This is a genomic window from Yoonia ponticola, assembly GCF_014199395.1.
Taxonomy (GTDB): domain Bacteria; phylum Pseudomonadota; class Alphaproteobacteria; order Rhodobacterales; family Rhodobacteraceae; genus Yoonia; species Yoonia ponticola.
Window position 1 is genome coordinate 290,245 of sequence record NZ_JACIJM010000005.1, and the last position, 15,799, is coordinate 306,043.

A 15,799-nucleotide genomic window follows, 5' to 3' on the forward strand; every position below is an offset into this window, starting at 1 on the left:
CGATGCAACGACTTGAGGCAGAGGTAATAGGTATGAAAACGGGCTTTCGTGGCACGTTCATCATCCCGTGGGGCCAGACCGAAATTGATGGGGAAATATCCCCCGCGATTGATATGGTTAGCCCCGGCGCAGGGTGGCTATGGACAGGAGACACAACGCGGGTCGATGGCCCCAGCGATGTTTTGCTTCTCAATAACCCTATTGGTGACGCCGATCTGTATCGTCGTGCAGGGCAAAAAGTGCGCCGGATGTTCAGCGCGGAATTGAATGTGCCGTCATTTCAAGTGGACGATGATACTACTCTTTTCAGTAGCTTTTTCACTGTGACAAACGGATATAGCGTCTGGACCGTCACGGTAATTAACATGGGGTTCGGGAAAAAACCGTTGCTTATGTTCAACGGCGATATCCCGCCGCGCGACACAGACCTCTGGGTTGTAAAAGAAGAGATCCTGTCCTCGGTACGTAATTCGCTGACGGAAAATACGGGGGGCGTCATCTGTTTCACGCCCGGTACTGCGATTATGACTCCCACTGGCGCACGTGATGTTGCGACTTTGATGGAAGGCGACTTTGTACAAACACAAGATAACGGGCCCGCAGAGGTTTTGTGGATAGGGCGGCGTGTCGTGTCAGGTGCGCGTATGAAGGTTCAGCCGCACCTACGCCCGATTCGGCTACGCAAAGGCGCGCTTGATCGCGATGTGCCGGATGCAGGATTGCTGGTTTCGCCGGATCATCGGATTGTCCTGCGGGGATCAAGGGCGCGAACCTTGTTCAATGCAGACGAAGTTCTGGTGACGGCGCGTGACTTGGTGAATGACAGCACAATCAGTCGTGCCCACGGGTTAAATCAGGTCACTTACATTCACATGATGTTAGGCCAGCACGAGATCGTTTTTGCGAACAACGTTCCAACCGAGAGTTTTCACCCCGCAAGTGCAGCGCTTGGATCGCTTCAGGAAGATGAACAGGCCCGTCTGTTGAGGCGTGTGCCGGAAATTAAAGGAAATCCAATGGCTTACGGTGGCTTCGCGCGGCGAACCTTATCCGCAAGTGACGCCGCGATTCTGCAAGCGGACGCAGGTCTTCGCCGTAGAGTTTAGCGCTTTGGCAATTTTTCAACAGGTGCGTCTTTCGCAACCCAATCCGTAAAACCATCTTTCAGATGTCCTGCCTCAAATCCCATGTCTTGCAGGGTCGCAACGGTCAGGGCCGACCGCCACCCAGAGGCACAATGAAAGATGAACGTCTTTTTCTCTCCGAAGATATCTTTGAAATAAGGACTTTGCGGGTCGATCCAGAATTCCACCATACCACGAGGACATGAAAACGCACCAGGGATGACTCCCGTGCGGTCTCTTTCCCGAGAATCACGAATATCGACAATAACAACATTGGGATCGTGGAGCGTCGCAACAACCTCTTGGGTTGTGTACTCTTTGATCCGCGCACGAGCTGCAGCAACCATATCTGCCGAGGTTATTTTGAGGCTCATGGTTTCAGGTCCATTCCGCAAGTATTTCGTGGCCTATTTTCTGTATCGCCTCAACCAGCAAATCGAGATCTGCAAACGTGGTGCGGTGATTGGTTATGTTCACCCTGATCGCATTTTTGCCGTTTAACAATGTGGTCGACGGGGCAGCTATTCCGGTTTCTTGAAGCCGCATAACGATTTCGTCGTTGAGCAGGTCAAGCTGGGCGGGTGCTGCTGCGCTAGGCGCAAATCGAAAGCAACAAATTTGCATTGGAACTGGGGCGAGCCGTTCAAATTCGTCAGTGCTATCTATCAAATGAGCAAGGTGTTGCGCTTGAAGACAGTTTTGCGTGATGAGCGCGCCAAGCTTGTCAGTGCCATGCGTCGCCAATTGCGCCCAAACTTTGAGCGCACGAAAGCCGCGCGACAATTCCGGACCATATTCAGTGGGCCACGGATTGCCAGCAGCGAGACCACGATCAGCGCCCTTCAGGTAATCGGGCCGTTCAGAGAAACTGCGGCGATGCATGTCTTCAGATCGCATCATAATCATGCCAGCGTCGTAATTCACGTGCAGCCATTTGTGGAAATCAAAGGCGATAGAATCGGCGCGCGTCAGGCCCGTTAATTTGGGCCTTACGTGATCGCTTAACATACCTGTCGCACCAAACGCGCCGTCAACGTGGAACCAAAGGTTTTCTGATTCGCAGATATCCGCTATCCGATCCAGGTTGTCTATTGCGCCGATATTGACTGATCCGGCGGTCCCGATGATGACAAATGGTGTATTTCCTGCGGCGCGGTCATTTTCAATTTCGTCTAGCAAAACATCGCAATCGATTTCAAAGTCGGCGTTAACCGGAATTTTCCGAAGTGCGTCGCTGCCGATTCCTAATATGTCAAAGGTTCGCGCGACGCAGGAATGAGTTTGCGTAGACGTATAACCAACTAATTTCGCGGGGCATCCGGTCTTGCGGCTTTCGAAATCTGTGATCCTATCACGCGCGGCTTTAAGCGCGATCAATGTCGCAATCGATGTTCCTGACACGACGAGGCCACTGCTGTCGTCAGGGAAATCGAATATTTGGCGGCACCAATCCACTACCTGTTTTTCCACGTAATTTGCGCCGTGGTCGCGACCGCCAAGGTTGGCGTTCATCGCCGCAGCTGTGATGTCGGCGATGACATTTGACGGGGTGCCGGACCCGTGTACCCAACCAAAAAACCGTGGATGGGTGTTGCCGACGCCATGTGGCAAAAGCGCCTGCATCTGTGCATTGATGTCGCTGCCTTTGCGGGGCAAGGGCGCGGTCAGTGCTTCTTTTTGTGCGTCAGGTAGAGGATTCCAAACACGTCCGTCTCGCGCTGCCATCATTTGATCAAGCGATGCGTCGAGCATCTCATGTGCCGACGCGCGAAACGTATCCCAGTCGGATGGATCAAGAGTAAGATCGTTGGTCATTGCGCTGGTCCTCTCAGTTCACGCGCAATTTGCCATCAATTTATGGTGCTTGGCCAGTGCTGCATCCGTGGAATATGGGAACCCGAAAGTTCCTTTTGATTAGTTGGATGTTGGTTTGTGAGGGGGCGCGAAGCTGTGTGCATCCGCCCGCCGCCAGCGTTGACGGTATTCGATGTGATCTTCACCCTCTTCCAGCAAGAAGCGGCGTGGCAGATATGGGAATGCGTCTGAGCCTTCCTTCATCTTGCTGTCCGCTTCGCGTTGCATGAAGTGGTAGGGCAGGAAGCCGCGCGGTTCCTCTAGTCCCGCAGCACCAGCCATTTCGCCGAGTGCTTTCAATGTTTCGCGGTGATACCTTGCGACGCGGTGGCTTTTGTCTTCGACATTCAACGCTTTTTGACGCACGGGGTCTTGGGTGGTGACGCCGACGGGGCAGTGATTGGTGTGACACGCCTGCGCCTGAATGCAGCCAATCGCGAACATATATCCGCGGGCCGAATTGCACCAATCCGCACCCAACGCGAGCGCTTTAGCGATGTGGAACGCGGACGTAATTTTACCAGCGACCCCAATTTTCACTTCGTCGCGCAATCCTGCGCCGCGCAATGTGTTGTGAACAAAGGTTAAACCCTCGACCATGGGCATGCCTACATGGTTCGCGAATTCGATTGGTGCAGCACCTGTGCCGCCTTCGGTGCCATCGACGACGATAAAGTCTGGCGTGATGCCGGATTCCAGCATCGCCTTAACAATGCACATAAATTCACGGCGGTGTCCGATGCACAGCTTAAACCCAACTGGTTTCCCGCCGGACAATTCACGAAGTCGCCCGATGAATTGAACAAGCTCCATTGGCGTCGAAAAGGTGGAATGCGACGCGGGCGAGACGCAGTCGATGCCCATTGGGATGTCGCGTGCTTCAGCGATTTCAGGGGTGATTTTTGCAGCGGGTAGCATGCCGCCATGGCCGGGTTTTGCACCTTGCGACAATTTGATTTCGATCATCTTAACCTGATCTAATGCCGCACGTTCGCGAAACTTTTCCGGATTAAATGACCCGTCATGGTTCCGGCATCCAAAGTAACCAGAACCGACTTGAAAAACCAGATCACCGCCGCCGGCAAGGTGGTAGCGACTAATGCCACCTTCGCCAGTGTCGTGCATAAAGCCACCCATTTTCGCGCCTTTATTCAAGGCACTGATTGCATTAGCAGAAAGCGACCCGAAACTCATTGCAGAAATGTTAAGCAAAGATGCGGCATAGGGTTTCTTACAATTGGACCCCCCGATGTTAACGCGGAAATCGGTGTCGTCGAAATGCGTCGGCATAATCGAGTGCGTTAACCAGTTGTAGCCCGCATCATAGACGCCGCGTCTTGTCCCAAAGGGGCGTTTGTCTTCAACGCCTTTGGCACGTTGGTAAACCAGCGCACGCTGTTCTCTGGAAAACGGGACCTCTTCGAGATCGTCTTCAATCAAATATTGCTGAATTTCGGGTCTGATTTTCTCAAACAAGAACCGCATGTGCCCGATAAGGGGGTAGTTTTTCGTGATCGCATGTTTTGTCTGGTTTACGTCCCAGAGACCCAAGGCTGTTAACGCAGCGGTTACAATGACCAGAAAAAACGGCCAACTATCGACCGTCCAAAGCAGGAAACCGATCACCGTAAAGAAAGCCGAAATAACAAGCGCCAAATAACGTTGGTTCTCAAAGATAGTGCGCAACATAACATGTCCTTCTTGGGTTCACTTGCCGTATTATTAGGCAGTCTTACCCCTGAATGAGAACCTTTATTTTGGTTTCACGCACATCATCACACAAAATTGCTAACGTTAGCTTACGCTTTTGTTAAAAATCGACAGTCACCCCGGGCAACTTGAGCGCGCCGATCAGGCCGCGCAATTCGTTTCGCGCTGCGACGTTCGAAATGTTCAATCCTTTCACGCCGATGTCGCGTAGATCAAGCAAGGTCAGACCGCGCGGGAACAGCTCGCGAAAGATCACGCGTTCGTTGAAACCGGGCGCTGTCCGAAAGCCGATCCGTTTGGACAGCTTACTAATCACGCGCTCCATTTTCTCTTTGTTGACCATATGTTGCGCGCCCATCCGGTTACGCACAACGATCCAATCAATCGGTGAAAGTCCTGCACGCGCCCGCAATTGCCGGGCATTCCACACCATTTCTGAGTAGACAGAAGGCCCCGTGATTTCTTCGCCGTCGCTATCCACATGTGCCAAAAGATCAAAATCGATAAAGCTATCATTCAGCGGCGTGATCAATGTGTCGGCCAAAGAATGGGCAACTTGGCTAAGGCGCGTATGCGATCCAGGACAGTCGATCAGGATGAAATCGTTCTCGGGTTCCAAGCCAGCAACAGCCATAGATAGCCGGTGGTCGTGGATGTTTTCCCCATCAGGAACAGAGGCTTGGTCGACTTCGGGTAAGTCAATATAATCAGGCGTCGGCAAATCCAGATCGTGCTTCGCCAGATAGGCCATACGGTTTGAAATATACCGCCCCATCGTTTTTTGACGCAGGTCCAGATCAAGACACCCCACCTTGTGTCCCATCCGCGATAATGCAGTCGCGACATGCATTGATACGGTGGATTTGCCCGCTCCACCTTTTTCGTTACCAACGACGATAATATGCGCCACTTTTTAGCCCTCGTACCCTTATTTCGAGGCAACCCTATGGTGTGTTTCACATTTGTGAAAGCATCGGCGTGAGCTTGCCCGCCATTTTTACGGATGTGTGACGTGGTGCAACACTGTTGGCCGTCACGTTGGTCTTGACTTTATTTGGGTTTGCCGTCATGTGGCGGTCAACCGTCGCATCCTGCCCGCGTGAGCAGAGCTCGATCAACTGATCTAGGCAAGGCGTCGTTTACATTCCCGGTTCCCACATCACGCAGGGGGTCCAGCGCCTGATCGGCAGTTTTGGCACGTGGCCAGACCCGTCAGCATATGGGCGCAACCTGCAAGGGGTTTGATGCATTTGCGTCAGGCCCAGACGTTTTATGCGGGCGTTTGTCCGTGAAGAAAGAAGATTTATGGATTTTGATATGCTGGGCCTCGCGCCCCGTCTTGTGGCCAAATTGGCTGAACAAGGCATCACCGACCCGACCCCAATTCAAACACAGGCCATCCCACATGCGATGAATGGCCGTGACGTGATGGGCCTTGCCCAAACGGGGACTGGTAAAACGGCGGCCTTTGGTCTGCCGATGATCGACGCGCTGATGAAAGCGGGCGTGAAGCCAAATGCAAAGACCGTGCGCGGTTTGATTTTGGCGCCGACACGCGAATTGGCGAAACAGATTTCGGATAACCTGACCAACTACACCAAAGGCAGCCACCTGAAGGTTGCATTGGTTGTGGGCGGTGCTGGCATTGTTGCACAAACCAAGCGTCTCGCTGGTGGTGTTGACCTGCTCGTTGCGACACCGGGCCGTTTGATCGACCTGTTGGATCGCCGCGCTGTGCGTCTTGATGAAACCACGTACCTCGTGCTGGACGAAGCAGACCAAATGCTCGACATGGGCTTTATCCACGCGCTGCGCCGGATTGCGCCATTGTTGGCAAATGACCGTCAAACAATGATGTTTTCGGCGACGATGCCAAAACTGATGGCAGAGCTTGCGGACAGCTTCCTGTCTGATCCTGTGCGGGTCCAAGTGAACCCTCCGGGGCAGGCCGTGAAAAAGATCAATCAATCGCTGCATTACGTGGCTCAGGCTGCGAAATCTGACCTGTTGGTTGAACTGCTTGACGAACACCGTGACGAATTGGCTTTGGTCTTTGGCCGCACAAAACATGGTTGCGAAAAGTTGTACAAGTTCTTGGAAAACAAAGGCTTTGCAGCGGCGTCCATACACGGGAACAAATCCCAAGGTCAACGGACCCGTGCGATTGATGACTTCAAGGCTGGCAAAGTACGTGTGCTTGTTGCAACTGATGTTGCGGCACGTGGTATCGACATTCCGGGCGTGCGCTATGTGTACAACTTTGACTTGCCGAACGTCGCTGAAAACTATGTTCACCGGATCGGTCGGACGGCGCGTGCGGGTGCTGACGGCAGTGCTGTTGCATTCTGTGCACCGGACGAGATCGTCGATCTGAAGGACATCGAAAAGGCCATGAAAGAGGCGATCCCTGTCGCATCCGGCACGCCTTGGGAAATCCAGCCAGGTCAGAAAAAGCGCCCGAACGGTGGCGGCGGCGGTGGACGTCGCGGCGGCGGTGGTGGTGGCGGCGGTCGTCATGCTGGTGGCGGCAAGCCCGGTGGCGCGAAGCCCGGCAATAGCGGTCAGCGTCGGCGCAAGCCACCAACAGGACGCGGCCGGAATTCCGCAGCTGCTTAAGTTTTGATGTGAGATTTAGAAAGGCCCGCCAATTTGGTGGGCCTTTTTGTTTAGGGCTGATGCCTGCGCGTGACGACTGGGTGCAACGGGCATCAACGGCGACTAATCGTCGAACTAAGCCAAGCCATTCAGACACCGCTTAAAGTGCGGATTGTCACGAACCACCGCCGGTTAAGTCTTGAGCAAGCATCAAAGCGTTCCCATCAGGATCATAAAACGTCGCCGTCTTGACCATGCCGTCTACCACGTCGGTCTCGCCGTCAAACTTCACGTCGGCTTGCTCTAATTTCTGTCGTGCGCTGTCCAGATCAGCGGTCCCGAAAACAGGCACGCAGTTCCCCGGTGCAGGCTTGGTATGTTCTCCAAGGCCAATCGTTACGCCAGCGGTGTTTGTTTGAAGCTCGGACCAACCTGCTTCGTCTGCATGATAGATCGTTTCGAACCCCAGCATATCTGCATACCACTTGGCGCTGACGTGCCGATCTTTAACGGAAAAAGAGATATTGATTGTTTCATCCAATGTAACAAGTGCCATGGGCTTTCCTTTATCACTAAAATATACTAAATATACTTTATGTACATAAGATCATTTGTCAACATCACCTCAAAGGCGTGGGCTTTGCCCATCTTATCCAGCTTGCATCTGGGCGTCGCGGGACGACAGGCGACACTGCTGGCAGCGACAGGCGCGAGCAGGACTGCATTCGCGCAGAGCATGGACCACCTCATCAAGCATGGATTGTTGGAACGAAATCCGGGGTACGGCCACCCGTTGCGACCAGAGTTTCGTCTCACTCAACTTGGAAAAGAAGCGGCTGCAATTGCAGATAAAGTGCAACGTGTGGCGTCCGAGGACGATCAGAGATTGCTACGTAAATCATGGACTTTGCCGGTGCTCACGTCACTTCAAACGCCAAGCCACTTCAACGATATCAAGCGAAACCTGCAAACGATCACTGATCGCGCGTTGTCTCAATCACTGAAGTCTATGGAGGCGAGAGATTGGGTGCATCGCAGCGTTGACGAGACCGCTCGTCCGCCAAGATCAATCTATAGCGCCGTAAATACTGGTGGAATGATTAGTCAAATCACGGGGCCGGAAATTAGCTTTAGCCAATAATGGCTTGTCCCACTGGCACAGCATCGACACTTAGCATCACCAAAAACAAAAAGGGCCCGCCAAACTGGCGAGCCCTTTGATCTTGCATACAGTGGTTGGCTTAGAAGCCAAGACCAGCGTATTTGTTCTTGAACTTGGAAACGCGACCGCCGGCATCCATAAGACGCGTGCCGCCACCAGTCCATGCAGGGTGCACAGATGGGTCAACGTCCAACGACATCACGTCGCCTTCTTTGCCCCAAGTGGATTTCATCTGAACCACAGTACCATCGGTCATTTTGACGTCGATGATGTGGTAATCGGGATGGATATCTTTTTTCATGACAGGACCCCTTACGCCTTAGGCGCTTTGTAGTTGGTAACTTCTGCGATACGCGCGGATTTACCACGGCGTTCACGGAGATAGTACAATTTCGCACGACGGACTTTACCGCGGCGTACAACTGTAATCTCGTCGATGTTGGTGGAGTACAGCGGGAATACACGTTCCACGCCTTCACCAAAGGAAATCTTGCGAACTGTGAACGAGCCAGCAATGCCTTTGCCGTTCTTACGAGCGATACAAACGCCTTCGTAGTTCTGAACACGGGTACGTGTACCCTCGGTTACTTTGTAACCAACGCGGATGGTGTCACCCGCTTTAAAGTCGGGGATGGTTTTCCCCAGCGCAGCGATTTGCTCCGCTTCGATTTGTGCGATCACGTTCATGATGCGCTCCTATGATTGGCACCGGTTGTCCGGCTGCATTTTCGTCAGTCGCGAGAGCTTTGTGTCGTTATCGGGTCCGCATATGCGCCCGCCAAAGGTCACGTCGTCATTCTTGGTCGATCGTCCGGCCTGTCCGGTGAGGCCCGTTACAACGAAGCAACGCTCAAAGTCCGGATGGTTCCATAAACCACACACCAGAATCGCCTCAGGCGCCCGGTGATGGGCTCGTATAGGCGGATGCGCGTGGTGGATCAAGAACAGAACAGCGCCAATGCGTGCTGTTTTACAAACAAAAGCCCGCCGCACGGATGTTGTGCGACGGGCAATCTGTCAAAGACGTCTGCTTTATGAAGCTGCGTTAAAAATAAAGCGCAGTGTCACAGGGAGCGTGCGTGTGATGTCGGAAAGACTGGCAAGCTCCATCAACGTATCAATGCCCGCATCAATGCCTGCTTCTTCGGTCGAAACGAACAGCATAGAGTTGGACGTGACCAGCACCTGATCTTCGGCTGTACGCATAATGAACATGTCCAGATAAACGGGAATGTCATTGCCCAGAAGGGTCAGATCGCCTTCGACTTCGGTGATCATATGTTCACCAACGCCAAGCGCGTTCATCGCTTCCGTATCCACGGATGCCGTCAGCTGCGCGGATGTCTCGTCAGCCAAAACAAATTCGCCGATCCGCTCGTTGCGCACGTCGATATTGGTTTGGATGCTGGCCAGATCAAGCTGAACATTGACCGTGCCGTCATCCGCGACAGTGCCGGACGTGACGTTCAACGTATGGGCCTCACCGATGGAATTGCTTTTCACAGAACCAAATCCAACGACAGAAGCGCCGCTATCCATGGTCCAAGTTTCAGCCGCCGCAGTTGTTGCCATAAAAAGGCTTGCGATGGCTGTGTTTAATAGAATTTTTTTCATCATAACATGACTCACTTTTTGCTCGATTAACTCAAATTGACTCGTAGAAACGTACTCGAATTAGTTTGAATTAGTTGGGCATCAGGGATGATAGCTATGACTATTCGTGCTGCTGTAATTAAAACCGCGATATGTGTTTTGTTTACAATAGCTTATTGCCGCGACGTATACGTCGCGTTCCGAAATTCAAACATTTCGATATTAAAACGGCGTTAACCTTTTTTAATATGCGCGTCCCAAAGATCAGGACGGCGATCTTGCGTAATCTGTTCGGATTGCTCTTTGCGCCATGCGTTAATCTTTGCATGGTTTCCAGACAACAATACGTCCGGAATTGCATGGCCCTGCCATTCGGCGGGTTTTGTATATTGCGGATGCTCAAGCAAGCCATTGGAAAAGCTTTCTTCTTCGGTCGATGCCATGTTCCCCAAAACGCCGGGCAACAGCCGCACCGTTGCGTCAATCATCGCCTGTGCCGCTAATTCGCCGCCAGTCATCACAAAATCCCCAAGGCTGACTTCGATGATATTGTAATGCTTCAAAACACGTTCATCCACGCCTTCAAACCGACCACACAACAGCGTCACACCATCCGCTTTTGACAGGTCACGCATCAATGCTTGATCCATCTGGCGGCCACGGGGGCTGAGGTAAATCAACGGCATCACGCCTTTCGCAGACGCCCTCGCATCCGTGATCGCGGCCTCTAGCACATCCGCCCGCAGCACCATGCCAGCGCCACCGCCAGCAGGGGTATCATCAACATTGCGGTGCTTGCCGATCCCGTAATCGCGCAGGTCGTAGGTTTCGATCTGCCACAAGCCGTCCTGCAAGGCGCGGCCTGTCAGGCTTTCACCTAGCACGCCGGGAAACGCCTGCGGGAATAGCGTCAAGATCTGCGCCCGCCATGCGCCAGCCAGATCAGGCGTATCGGTCATCAATTCACGCGGCTTGAGCGTCGGGCGAATAGTTTTGCGGCCAAGCGCACGGGTGCCACTGCCACCATGAGACTTTGTCGCTTTGGATTTGGGTGCTTCTGTCATGAGCGCGGGTTTAGGCCGTTGCTGCGCGAAACGCTAGACCTTACGCCAGTGGCCCAGCTTGACCGCTTCGGCCATCTGTTCTTTTTGCGCGGCGAGCTGATCGTCAGGGGCATCGGTGCGGTTCATCGCGAGAAATTGTCCCCAAAGATGCGGCTCTGCGCCCTTTGCGCCAATCCCAACAGGCAACAAAGCGTTGTGCACATTTTCAGGCAGCGGCATTTGATCCACCAAAGCAGCACCGGGCCCAGCTGGGTTTTGCAGCGCATGATCCAACGGCAGGAACAGTAAATCCAACGGCGCGATAGCCTCGGCGATGTCTTGCAGGATCGCGTCAAAATCGGTGGCGCCGCGATAGGTCTCTGCGAATTCTTCGGGCGTCAGGATGATACGGCTGCGGCGCAAGACGTGGCGATAGGCGCTGAACAACCATTCATCCGCGTCGCGTGTCGTCATAATGACGCGGATTTGTGCCGCCGGAAAACGTTCTTGCAGGTAGCCCGCGAGATAGCTGATCAGGGTCGGGGCCGCGCTATAATCCGTCACAGGGCCATGGCCTGGAATTTCACCGCAAAACATTTCACTACTAATCAGTAAGTTGCGGCCCGTTGGTACGGGTTCTTGCGCAAAACCTGCGTCAAGTTCGCCAATCAATTCGGTCAAATCAAACGGGTTTTGCGTCATGGCATAACGGGTGCAAAGCCGTGCGACAGGTTTGAAATGACGGGTCAGGCGGATCGCCAAATGGGGCGCAAGCGCGTCTCGGTTCAGCCATAGGAAATGCTGCATCGAACTGGTGCCAGTCCGATGAAATCCAGGGTGAAGCAAAATTTGTTGCTGCTCGGCCATGCCACGATTTTCCTAAGCGCATTTTGGGAGAGTATGACCCTGAACGTGGGCTTTGGTAAAGGTGGCCTGTGCACCTTTGAGGTATTGCGCCGCTATCCGCGTCGCGCAAACGGGGGGCCAGCCCCCCGTACCCCCCGGGATTTAGAAAAAGTCAAAGAAGCAAAGATGGGCTTAGTCGGTTGTGTTGAAAAGCCCATCAGGCGGGTCAGCGACAATTTTGCGGGATTTAAGGTCTACAGTCGGCACTGCAGCTTGGGTAAATGGCAGAAAAATCGTTTCAGGCGAGGTTGGTGGCGTGATTTCCAACAGGTCGCCCGCACCATGGTCGATGACGTTTTTGACGACGCCAAGTGTGGTGCCGCCGGTGTCAATAACGGTCAGGCCGATCAGGTCAGCGTAGTAATATTCGTCGTCTTCAATCGGAGGCATCGCGCTGCGTTCAGCGTAAAGGGCCGTGTTGCGGATCGCGTCTGCGTCCTCTTTTGTCGTGATACCAGAGATTTTTGCGGAGAAACCGTTTTTCATCTGACCCGTCAGAACGACCTGCGTAAAGACACGCCCATCCTCGGTATAAAGCGGGGTGTAGTCAGCGATTGCAGCCGGATCGGCGCAAAACGATTTCAAGCGAACCTCGCCTTTGACGCCAAAAGAGCCGCCAAGCGATCCTACGATCACGCGTGTGTCTGTCATCAGATCAAACTCCTTTGCGAAAGGCCGCATCGGCCTTTGGAAAAAGAGCGTCCGGGCAGCGTAGCGCCGCCCGGACAGCGTGAGTAATTACTCTGCTGCTGCTTCTTCAGCTGGGGCTGCTGCGGCTTCGGCTGCGTCTGCAACTTTTTGTGCTTTTTCTTCAGCACGTGCCTGAGCGGCTTTGCCTGGTGTACCCTTTTTAGGGTTCGCGCGGTCTTTCTTCGGCAGTTCACCAGCAGCTTCGAGCATGCGGGATACGCGGTCAGTGACCTGAGCGCCTTCGCCCAACCAGTATTTCACGCGCTCGATGTCCATTTTCACGCGATCTTCGGAATCTTTTGGCAGCATTGGGTTATATGTGCCGAGTTTCTCGATGAAACGACCGTCGCGTGGCATGCGGCTGTCAGCTGCTACGATGGAATAGTGAGGGCGCTTTTTAGAGCCGCCACGTGCGAGACGAATTTTCATAGCCATGGTGTTAGTCCTTTGATTTCAGTCTATTAGGATTGATGTTGTTTATGGTGTTGGATGACTTCCTGAATAATAAAATTCAGGAATTTCTTGGCGAATTCCGGGTCGAGATCGGCCCGTTCTGCAAGGTTGGTCAGACGCGCGATTTGCTTTTCTTCGCGGTCCGGATCGGAGGGGGGCAGGGCGTGCTCTGCTTTGAGAACACCCACGGCCTGCGTGTGTTTGAACCGCTCGCCCAGCGTATAGACAAGGATCGCGTCAAGCCGGTCGATGCTTTCGCGGTGGCCTTTGAGGACGTCGGCGGCGCGTGTGGTTGTATCGGTCATAAGGCCCCCAAAATCGACATGTGATTTGCGTGCACAATGCGTGCACAACCCGTGCACAGCCTGTGTCGTGTTTGCTGCTGCTGTGTCATAGGCGCTGCCCTTCTGGATCAGGGTGGCGGTAGACCAAGCATGCGCCGTAGGCGGCAGGGGCGGGTGCATTGATATCGAGTTTCGCACCCAATTTCTGGGCCAACGCGATGGAGCGCACATTTTCCGGCGCGATGTAGGACACGGCCGTGCGCCAGTTCAGCGCGTCGAATGCGTGGGCAATGGCCGCTTTGGTCGCCTCGTAAGCGATTCCTGTGCCTTCGACTTTGGGGTCGAGGACCATGTAGCCGATTTCGGTTTCTGGCCAATCTTCGGGTGTCCAAGGACCAACGAGTGCGACCGCATCGTTGTCGCCACGGATCGTGACGGCCCACATGCCGTAGCCCATCATTTCCCAGTGACCGAGTTCGGCCGCAAATGCGCGCCATGCTTCACCGACGGTGAATGGCCCGTTTGTGCCGTGCGACCGATCGGACGTCATGAATGCGCGGTACGCACCGTAGTCGCCGGGTTCGGGACGGCGCAAGATCAGGCGCTCTGTCTGTAAAGTCATTTCCATCGGCTTATTTCTTTTTCCCGAAACCGGACAGACCGGGGGGCAGGCCCATGCCGCCGCCAAGACCTGGCATGCCTTTTGGCATCTGGCCTTGCAGGGCTTTGGCCGCTGCTTCCATCGCTGCAGGGTCGTTCATGTCGGGCATACCGTCTGCGCCAGCGCCGGGCATACCGCCTTTGCCGAACATGCCTTTCATGGCTTGTTTCAGCATGCCGCCTTTGCCCATTTTGCCCATCTTTTTCATCATATCAGCCATTTGACGGTGCTGTTTGATGAGTTTGTTCAACTCGGACACTTCCAGACCTGCGCCTTTTGCAATCCGCTTTTTACGGGATGCGGCGAGCAGGGCAGGGTTGGCGCGTTCTTTTTTGGTCATGGACCCGATCAGTGCGATCTGGCGCTTCAGGATGCTGTCGTCGATGCCAGCTTTGTCCATCTGGCCCTTCATTTTGCCCATGCCGGGCATCATGCCCATCATACCTTCCATGCCGCCCATTTTCATCATCTGCTCAAGCTGCATCTTGAGGTCGTTCATGTTGAACGCGCCCTTTTGGAAGCGCTTCATCATGCGTTCGGCTTGTTCGGCCTCGATGGTTTCTTGGGCCTTTTCAACAAGAGCAACAATGTCGCCCATGCCAAGGATACGGCCAGCGACGCGGGATGGTTCGAAGGTTTCAATCGCGTCCAGTTTTTCGCCAAGACCGACAAAGCGGATCGGCTTGCCGGTGATCGCGCGCATCGACAGCGCCGCACCACCGCGACCGTCGCCGTCCATCCGTGTCAGGACAACGCCAGTGACGCCGATTTTGTCGTCGAATTCTTGCGCCACGTTCACCGCGTCTTGACCTGTCAGGCCATCAACGACGAGCAGCGTTTCGCGTGGCTGTGCCACATCGCGCACGGCTGCGGCCTGTGCGATCAGTTCGGCGTCGATGTGCAAACGGCCAGCGGTATCAAGCATATAGACGTCGTAGCCGCCAAGCGATGCTTGGGTCTTTGCGCGTTTCGCAATCGCGACGGGATCTTCGCCTTTGACGATCGGCAGCGTATCCACGCCGATCTGCTTGCCCAAAATTGCAAGCTGTTCCATCGCGGCAGGACGGTTGGTGTCGAGTGACGCCATCAGCACGCGCTTGCCTTCGCGTTCTTTCAAACGCTTTGCCAATTTCGCGGTGGTTGTGGTTTTACCAGAGCCTTGCAGACCAACCATCAGAATCGGGGCAGGCGGGTTGTCGATTTTCAGCGCACCCGGATCGGTGTCGCCTGCCAGAACATGTTCCAGCTCGTCGTGGACGATTTTAACGACTTGTTGGCCCGGTGTGATGGATTTGGTGACGGCTTGGCCAGTTGCCTTTGCCTCTACCGCTTTGACGAAGTCGCGGGCGACGGGCAGGGAAACGTCGGCTTCAAGCAGGGCTATGCGGACTTCGCGGAGGGCTGTTTTTACGTCGTCTTCGGACAAAGCCCCTTGTTTGGTGAGCTTGTCGAAGACGCCGCCGAGGCGTTCTGATAGGTTCTCAAACATGGCCCAAAGCCCTTAAGTTAATTGCATGTCATCCCAATATTGGAACGAAACGCTGAATGCAGTAGCGCCCCCACGGGCGTGACACGCTGGTGGGGGGCGATCCCCAAAAAAGGGGACCGGAAGTCTGTTGCTTCCGGAGTTGCAACGCGAATTAGACGGTGTGGGGCGTTGAGTCAAGTGTCAGCTGCGTGGTGATCTGGGGGCAGGTGGACTGCCGCGTGATCGTGCTGTTTTT

18 protein-coding genes are annotated in these 15,799 nt (G+C 54.2%); 3 read left to right on the plus strand and 15 right to left on the minus strand.

What is annotated here, in order from left to right; translation table 11 throughout:
* Positions 1-32 precede the first annotated feature (32 nt).
* Positions 33-1,106 carry a Hint domain-containing protein gene (locus tag FHS72_RS10845; RefSeq protein WP_183528948.1) on the plus strand — a complete coding sequence of 358 codons (1,074 nt, stop codon included), beginning with the start codon at positions 33-35 and terminating at the stop codon, positions 1,104-1,106.
* On the opposite strand, the gene FHS72_RS10850 is transcribed toward FHS72_RS10845, so the two are convergent.
* The 4 genes from FHS72_RS10850 to FHS72_RS10865 form a co-directional block, all read right to left on the minus strand.
* Entirely contained in the window at positions 1,103-1,498 is a 396-nt protein-coding gene (locus tag FHS72_RS10850; RefSeq protein WP_183528950.1) for a rhodanese-like domain-containing protein, read from the minus strand. The two genes, FHS72_RS10845 and FHS72_RS10850, sit on opposite strands and share 4 nt — an antisense overlap.
* 4 nt (positions 1,499-1,502) lie before the next feature.
* Positions 1,503-2,939 carry a pyridoxal phosphate-dependent decarboxylase family protein gene (locus FHS72_RS10855; RefSeq protein ID WP_183528952.1) on the minus strand — a complete coding sequence of 479 codons (1,437 nt, stop codon included), beginning with the start codon at positions 2,937-2,939 and terminating at the stop codon, positions 1,503-1,505.
* Positions 2,940-3,038: 99 nt separating this feature from the next.
* Complete coding sequence (locus FHS72_RS10860) at positions 3,039-4,667, minus strand: FMN-binding glutamate synthase family protein (protein ID WP_183528954.1); 1,629 nt, start codon at positions 4,665-4,667, stop codon at positions 3,039-3,041.
* Between the two features lie 121 nt (positions 4,668-4,788).
* Positions 4,789-5,598: a division plane positioning ATPase MipZ gene (locus FHS72_RS10865; RefSeq protein ID WP_183528957.1), complete on the minus strand. Its 810-nt coding sequence runs from the start codon at positions 5,596-5,598 to the stop codon at positions 4,789-4,791.
* A gap of 395 nt (positions 5,599-5,993) precedes the next feature.
* On the opposite strand from FHS72_RS10865, the gene FHS72_RS10870 reads away from it, so the two are divergent.
* Positions 5,994-7,304 carry a DEAD/DEAH box helicase gene (locus FHS72_RS10870; RefSeq protein WP_183528958.1) on the plus strand — a complete coding sequence of 437 codons (1,311 nt, stop codon included), beginning with the start codon at positions 5,994-5,996 and terminating at the stop codon, positions 7,302-7,304.
* A 154-nt stretch (positions 7,305-7,458) separates the two neighbouring features.
* On the opposite strand, the gene FHS72_RS10875 is transcribed toward FHS72_RS10870, so the two are convergent.
* The gene (locus FHS72_RS10875) at positions 7,459-7,839 is read right to left on the minus strand and encodes a VOC family protein (RefSeq protein ID WP_183528961.1); all 381 of its coding nucleotides are present in this window, start codon (positions 7,837-7,839) and stop codon (positions 7,459-7,461) included.
* Positions 7,840-7,878: 39 nt separating this feature from the next.
* Between FHS72_RS10875 and FHS72_RS10880 the strand changes: the two genes are divergently transcribed.
* Entirely contained in the window at positions 7,879-8,424 is a 546-nt protein-coding gene (locus tag FHS72_RS10880) for a winged helix-turn-helix transcriptional regulator (RefSeq protein ID WP_183528963.1), read from the plus strand.
* Between the two features lie 100 nt (positions 8,425-8,524).
* Here FHS72_RS10880 and rpmE read toward each other — a convergent pair whose 3' ends face one another.
* The 10 genes from rpmE to ffh all read right to left on the minus strand — a co-directional run bounded on the left by rpmE (position 8,525) and on the right by ffh (position 15,564).
* Positions 8,525-8,746, minus strand: coding sequence for a 50S ribosomal protein L31 (rpmE, locus tag FHS72_RS10885; RefSeq protein WP_183528965.1), 222 nt, complete (start codon positions 8,744-8,746; stop codon positions 8,525-8,527).
* A gap of 11 nt (positions 8,747-8,757) precedes the next feature.
* On the minus strand, positions 8,758-9,132 hold the full coding sequence (gene rplS, locus FHS72_RS10890; RefSeq protein WP_183528967.1) for a 50S ribosomal protein L19: 375 nt from the start codon (positions 9,130-9,132) through the stop codon (positions 8,758-8,760).
* Positions 9,133-9,477: 345 nt separating this feature from the next.
* Positions 9,478-10,062 (minus strand): YceI family protein, encoded by a 585-nt coding sequence (locus tag FHS72_RS10895; protein WP_183528969.1) that lies wholly within the window; start codon positions 10,060-10,062, stop codon positions 9,478-9,480.
* Positions 10,063-10,271: 209 nt separating this feature from the next.
* Positions 10,272-11,102, minus strand: a complete 831-nt coding sequence (gene trmD, locus FHS72_RS10900) for a tRNA (guanosine(37)-N1)-methyltransferase TrmD (RefSeq protein WP_183528971.1) — start codon at positions 11,100-11,102, stop codon at positions 10,272-10,274.
* Between the two features lie 33 nt (positions 11,103-11,135).
* A complete protein-coding gene (locus FHS72_RS10905; protein ID WP_183528973.1) occupies positions 11,136-11,948 on the minus strand; it encodes a hypothetical protein in 813 nt (270 codons plus the stop codon).
* Between the two features lie 171 nt (positions 11,949-12,119).
* Positions 12,120-12,638, minus strand: a complete 519-nt coding sequence (gene rimM / locus FHS72_RS10910) for a ribosome maturation factor RimM (protein WP_183528975.1) — start codon at positions 12,636-12,638, stop codon at positions 12,120-12,122.
* Positions 12,639-12,725: 87 nt separating this feature from the next.
* Positions 12,726-13,112 carry a 30S ribosomal protein S16 gene (gene rpsP / locus FHS72_RS10915; RefSeq protein ID WP_183528977.1) on the minus strand — a complete coding sequence of 129 codons (387 nt, stop codon included), beginning with the start codon at positions 13,110-13,112 and terminating at the stop codon, positions 12,726-12,728.
* A 26-nt stretch (positions 13,113-13,138) separates the two neighbouring features.
* Positions 13,139-13,435 (minus strand): chorismate mutase, encoded by a 297-nt coding sequence (locus tag FHS72_RS10920; RefSeq protein WP_183528979.1) that lies wholly within the window; start codon positions 13,433-13,435, stop codon positions 13,139-13,141.
* Positions 13,436-13,520: 85 nt separating this feature from the next.
* Positions 13,521-14,042, minus strand: coding sequence for a GNAT family N-acetyltransferase (locus FHS72_RS10925; protein ID WP_183528981.1), 522 nt, complete (start codon positions 14,040-14,042; stop codon positions 13,521-13,523).
* Between the two features lie 4 nt (positions 14,043-14,046).
* Positions 14,047-15,564 (minus strand): signal recognition particle protein, encoded by a 1,518-nt coding sequence (gene ffh, locus FHS72_RS10930; protein WP_183528983.1) that lies wholly within the window; start codon positions 15,562-15,564, stop codon positions 14,047-14,049.
* Positions 15,565-15,799 lie beyond the last annotated feature (235 nt).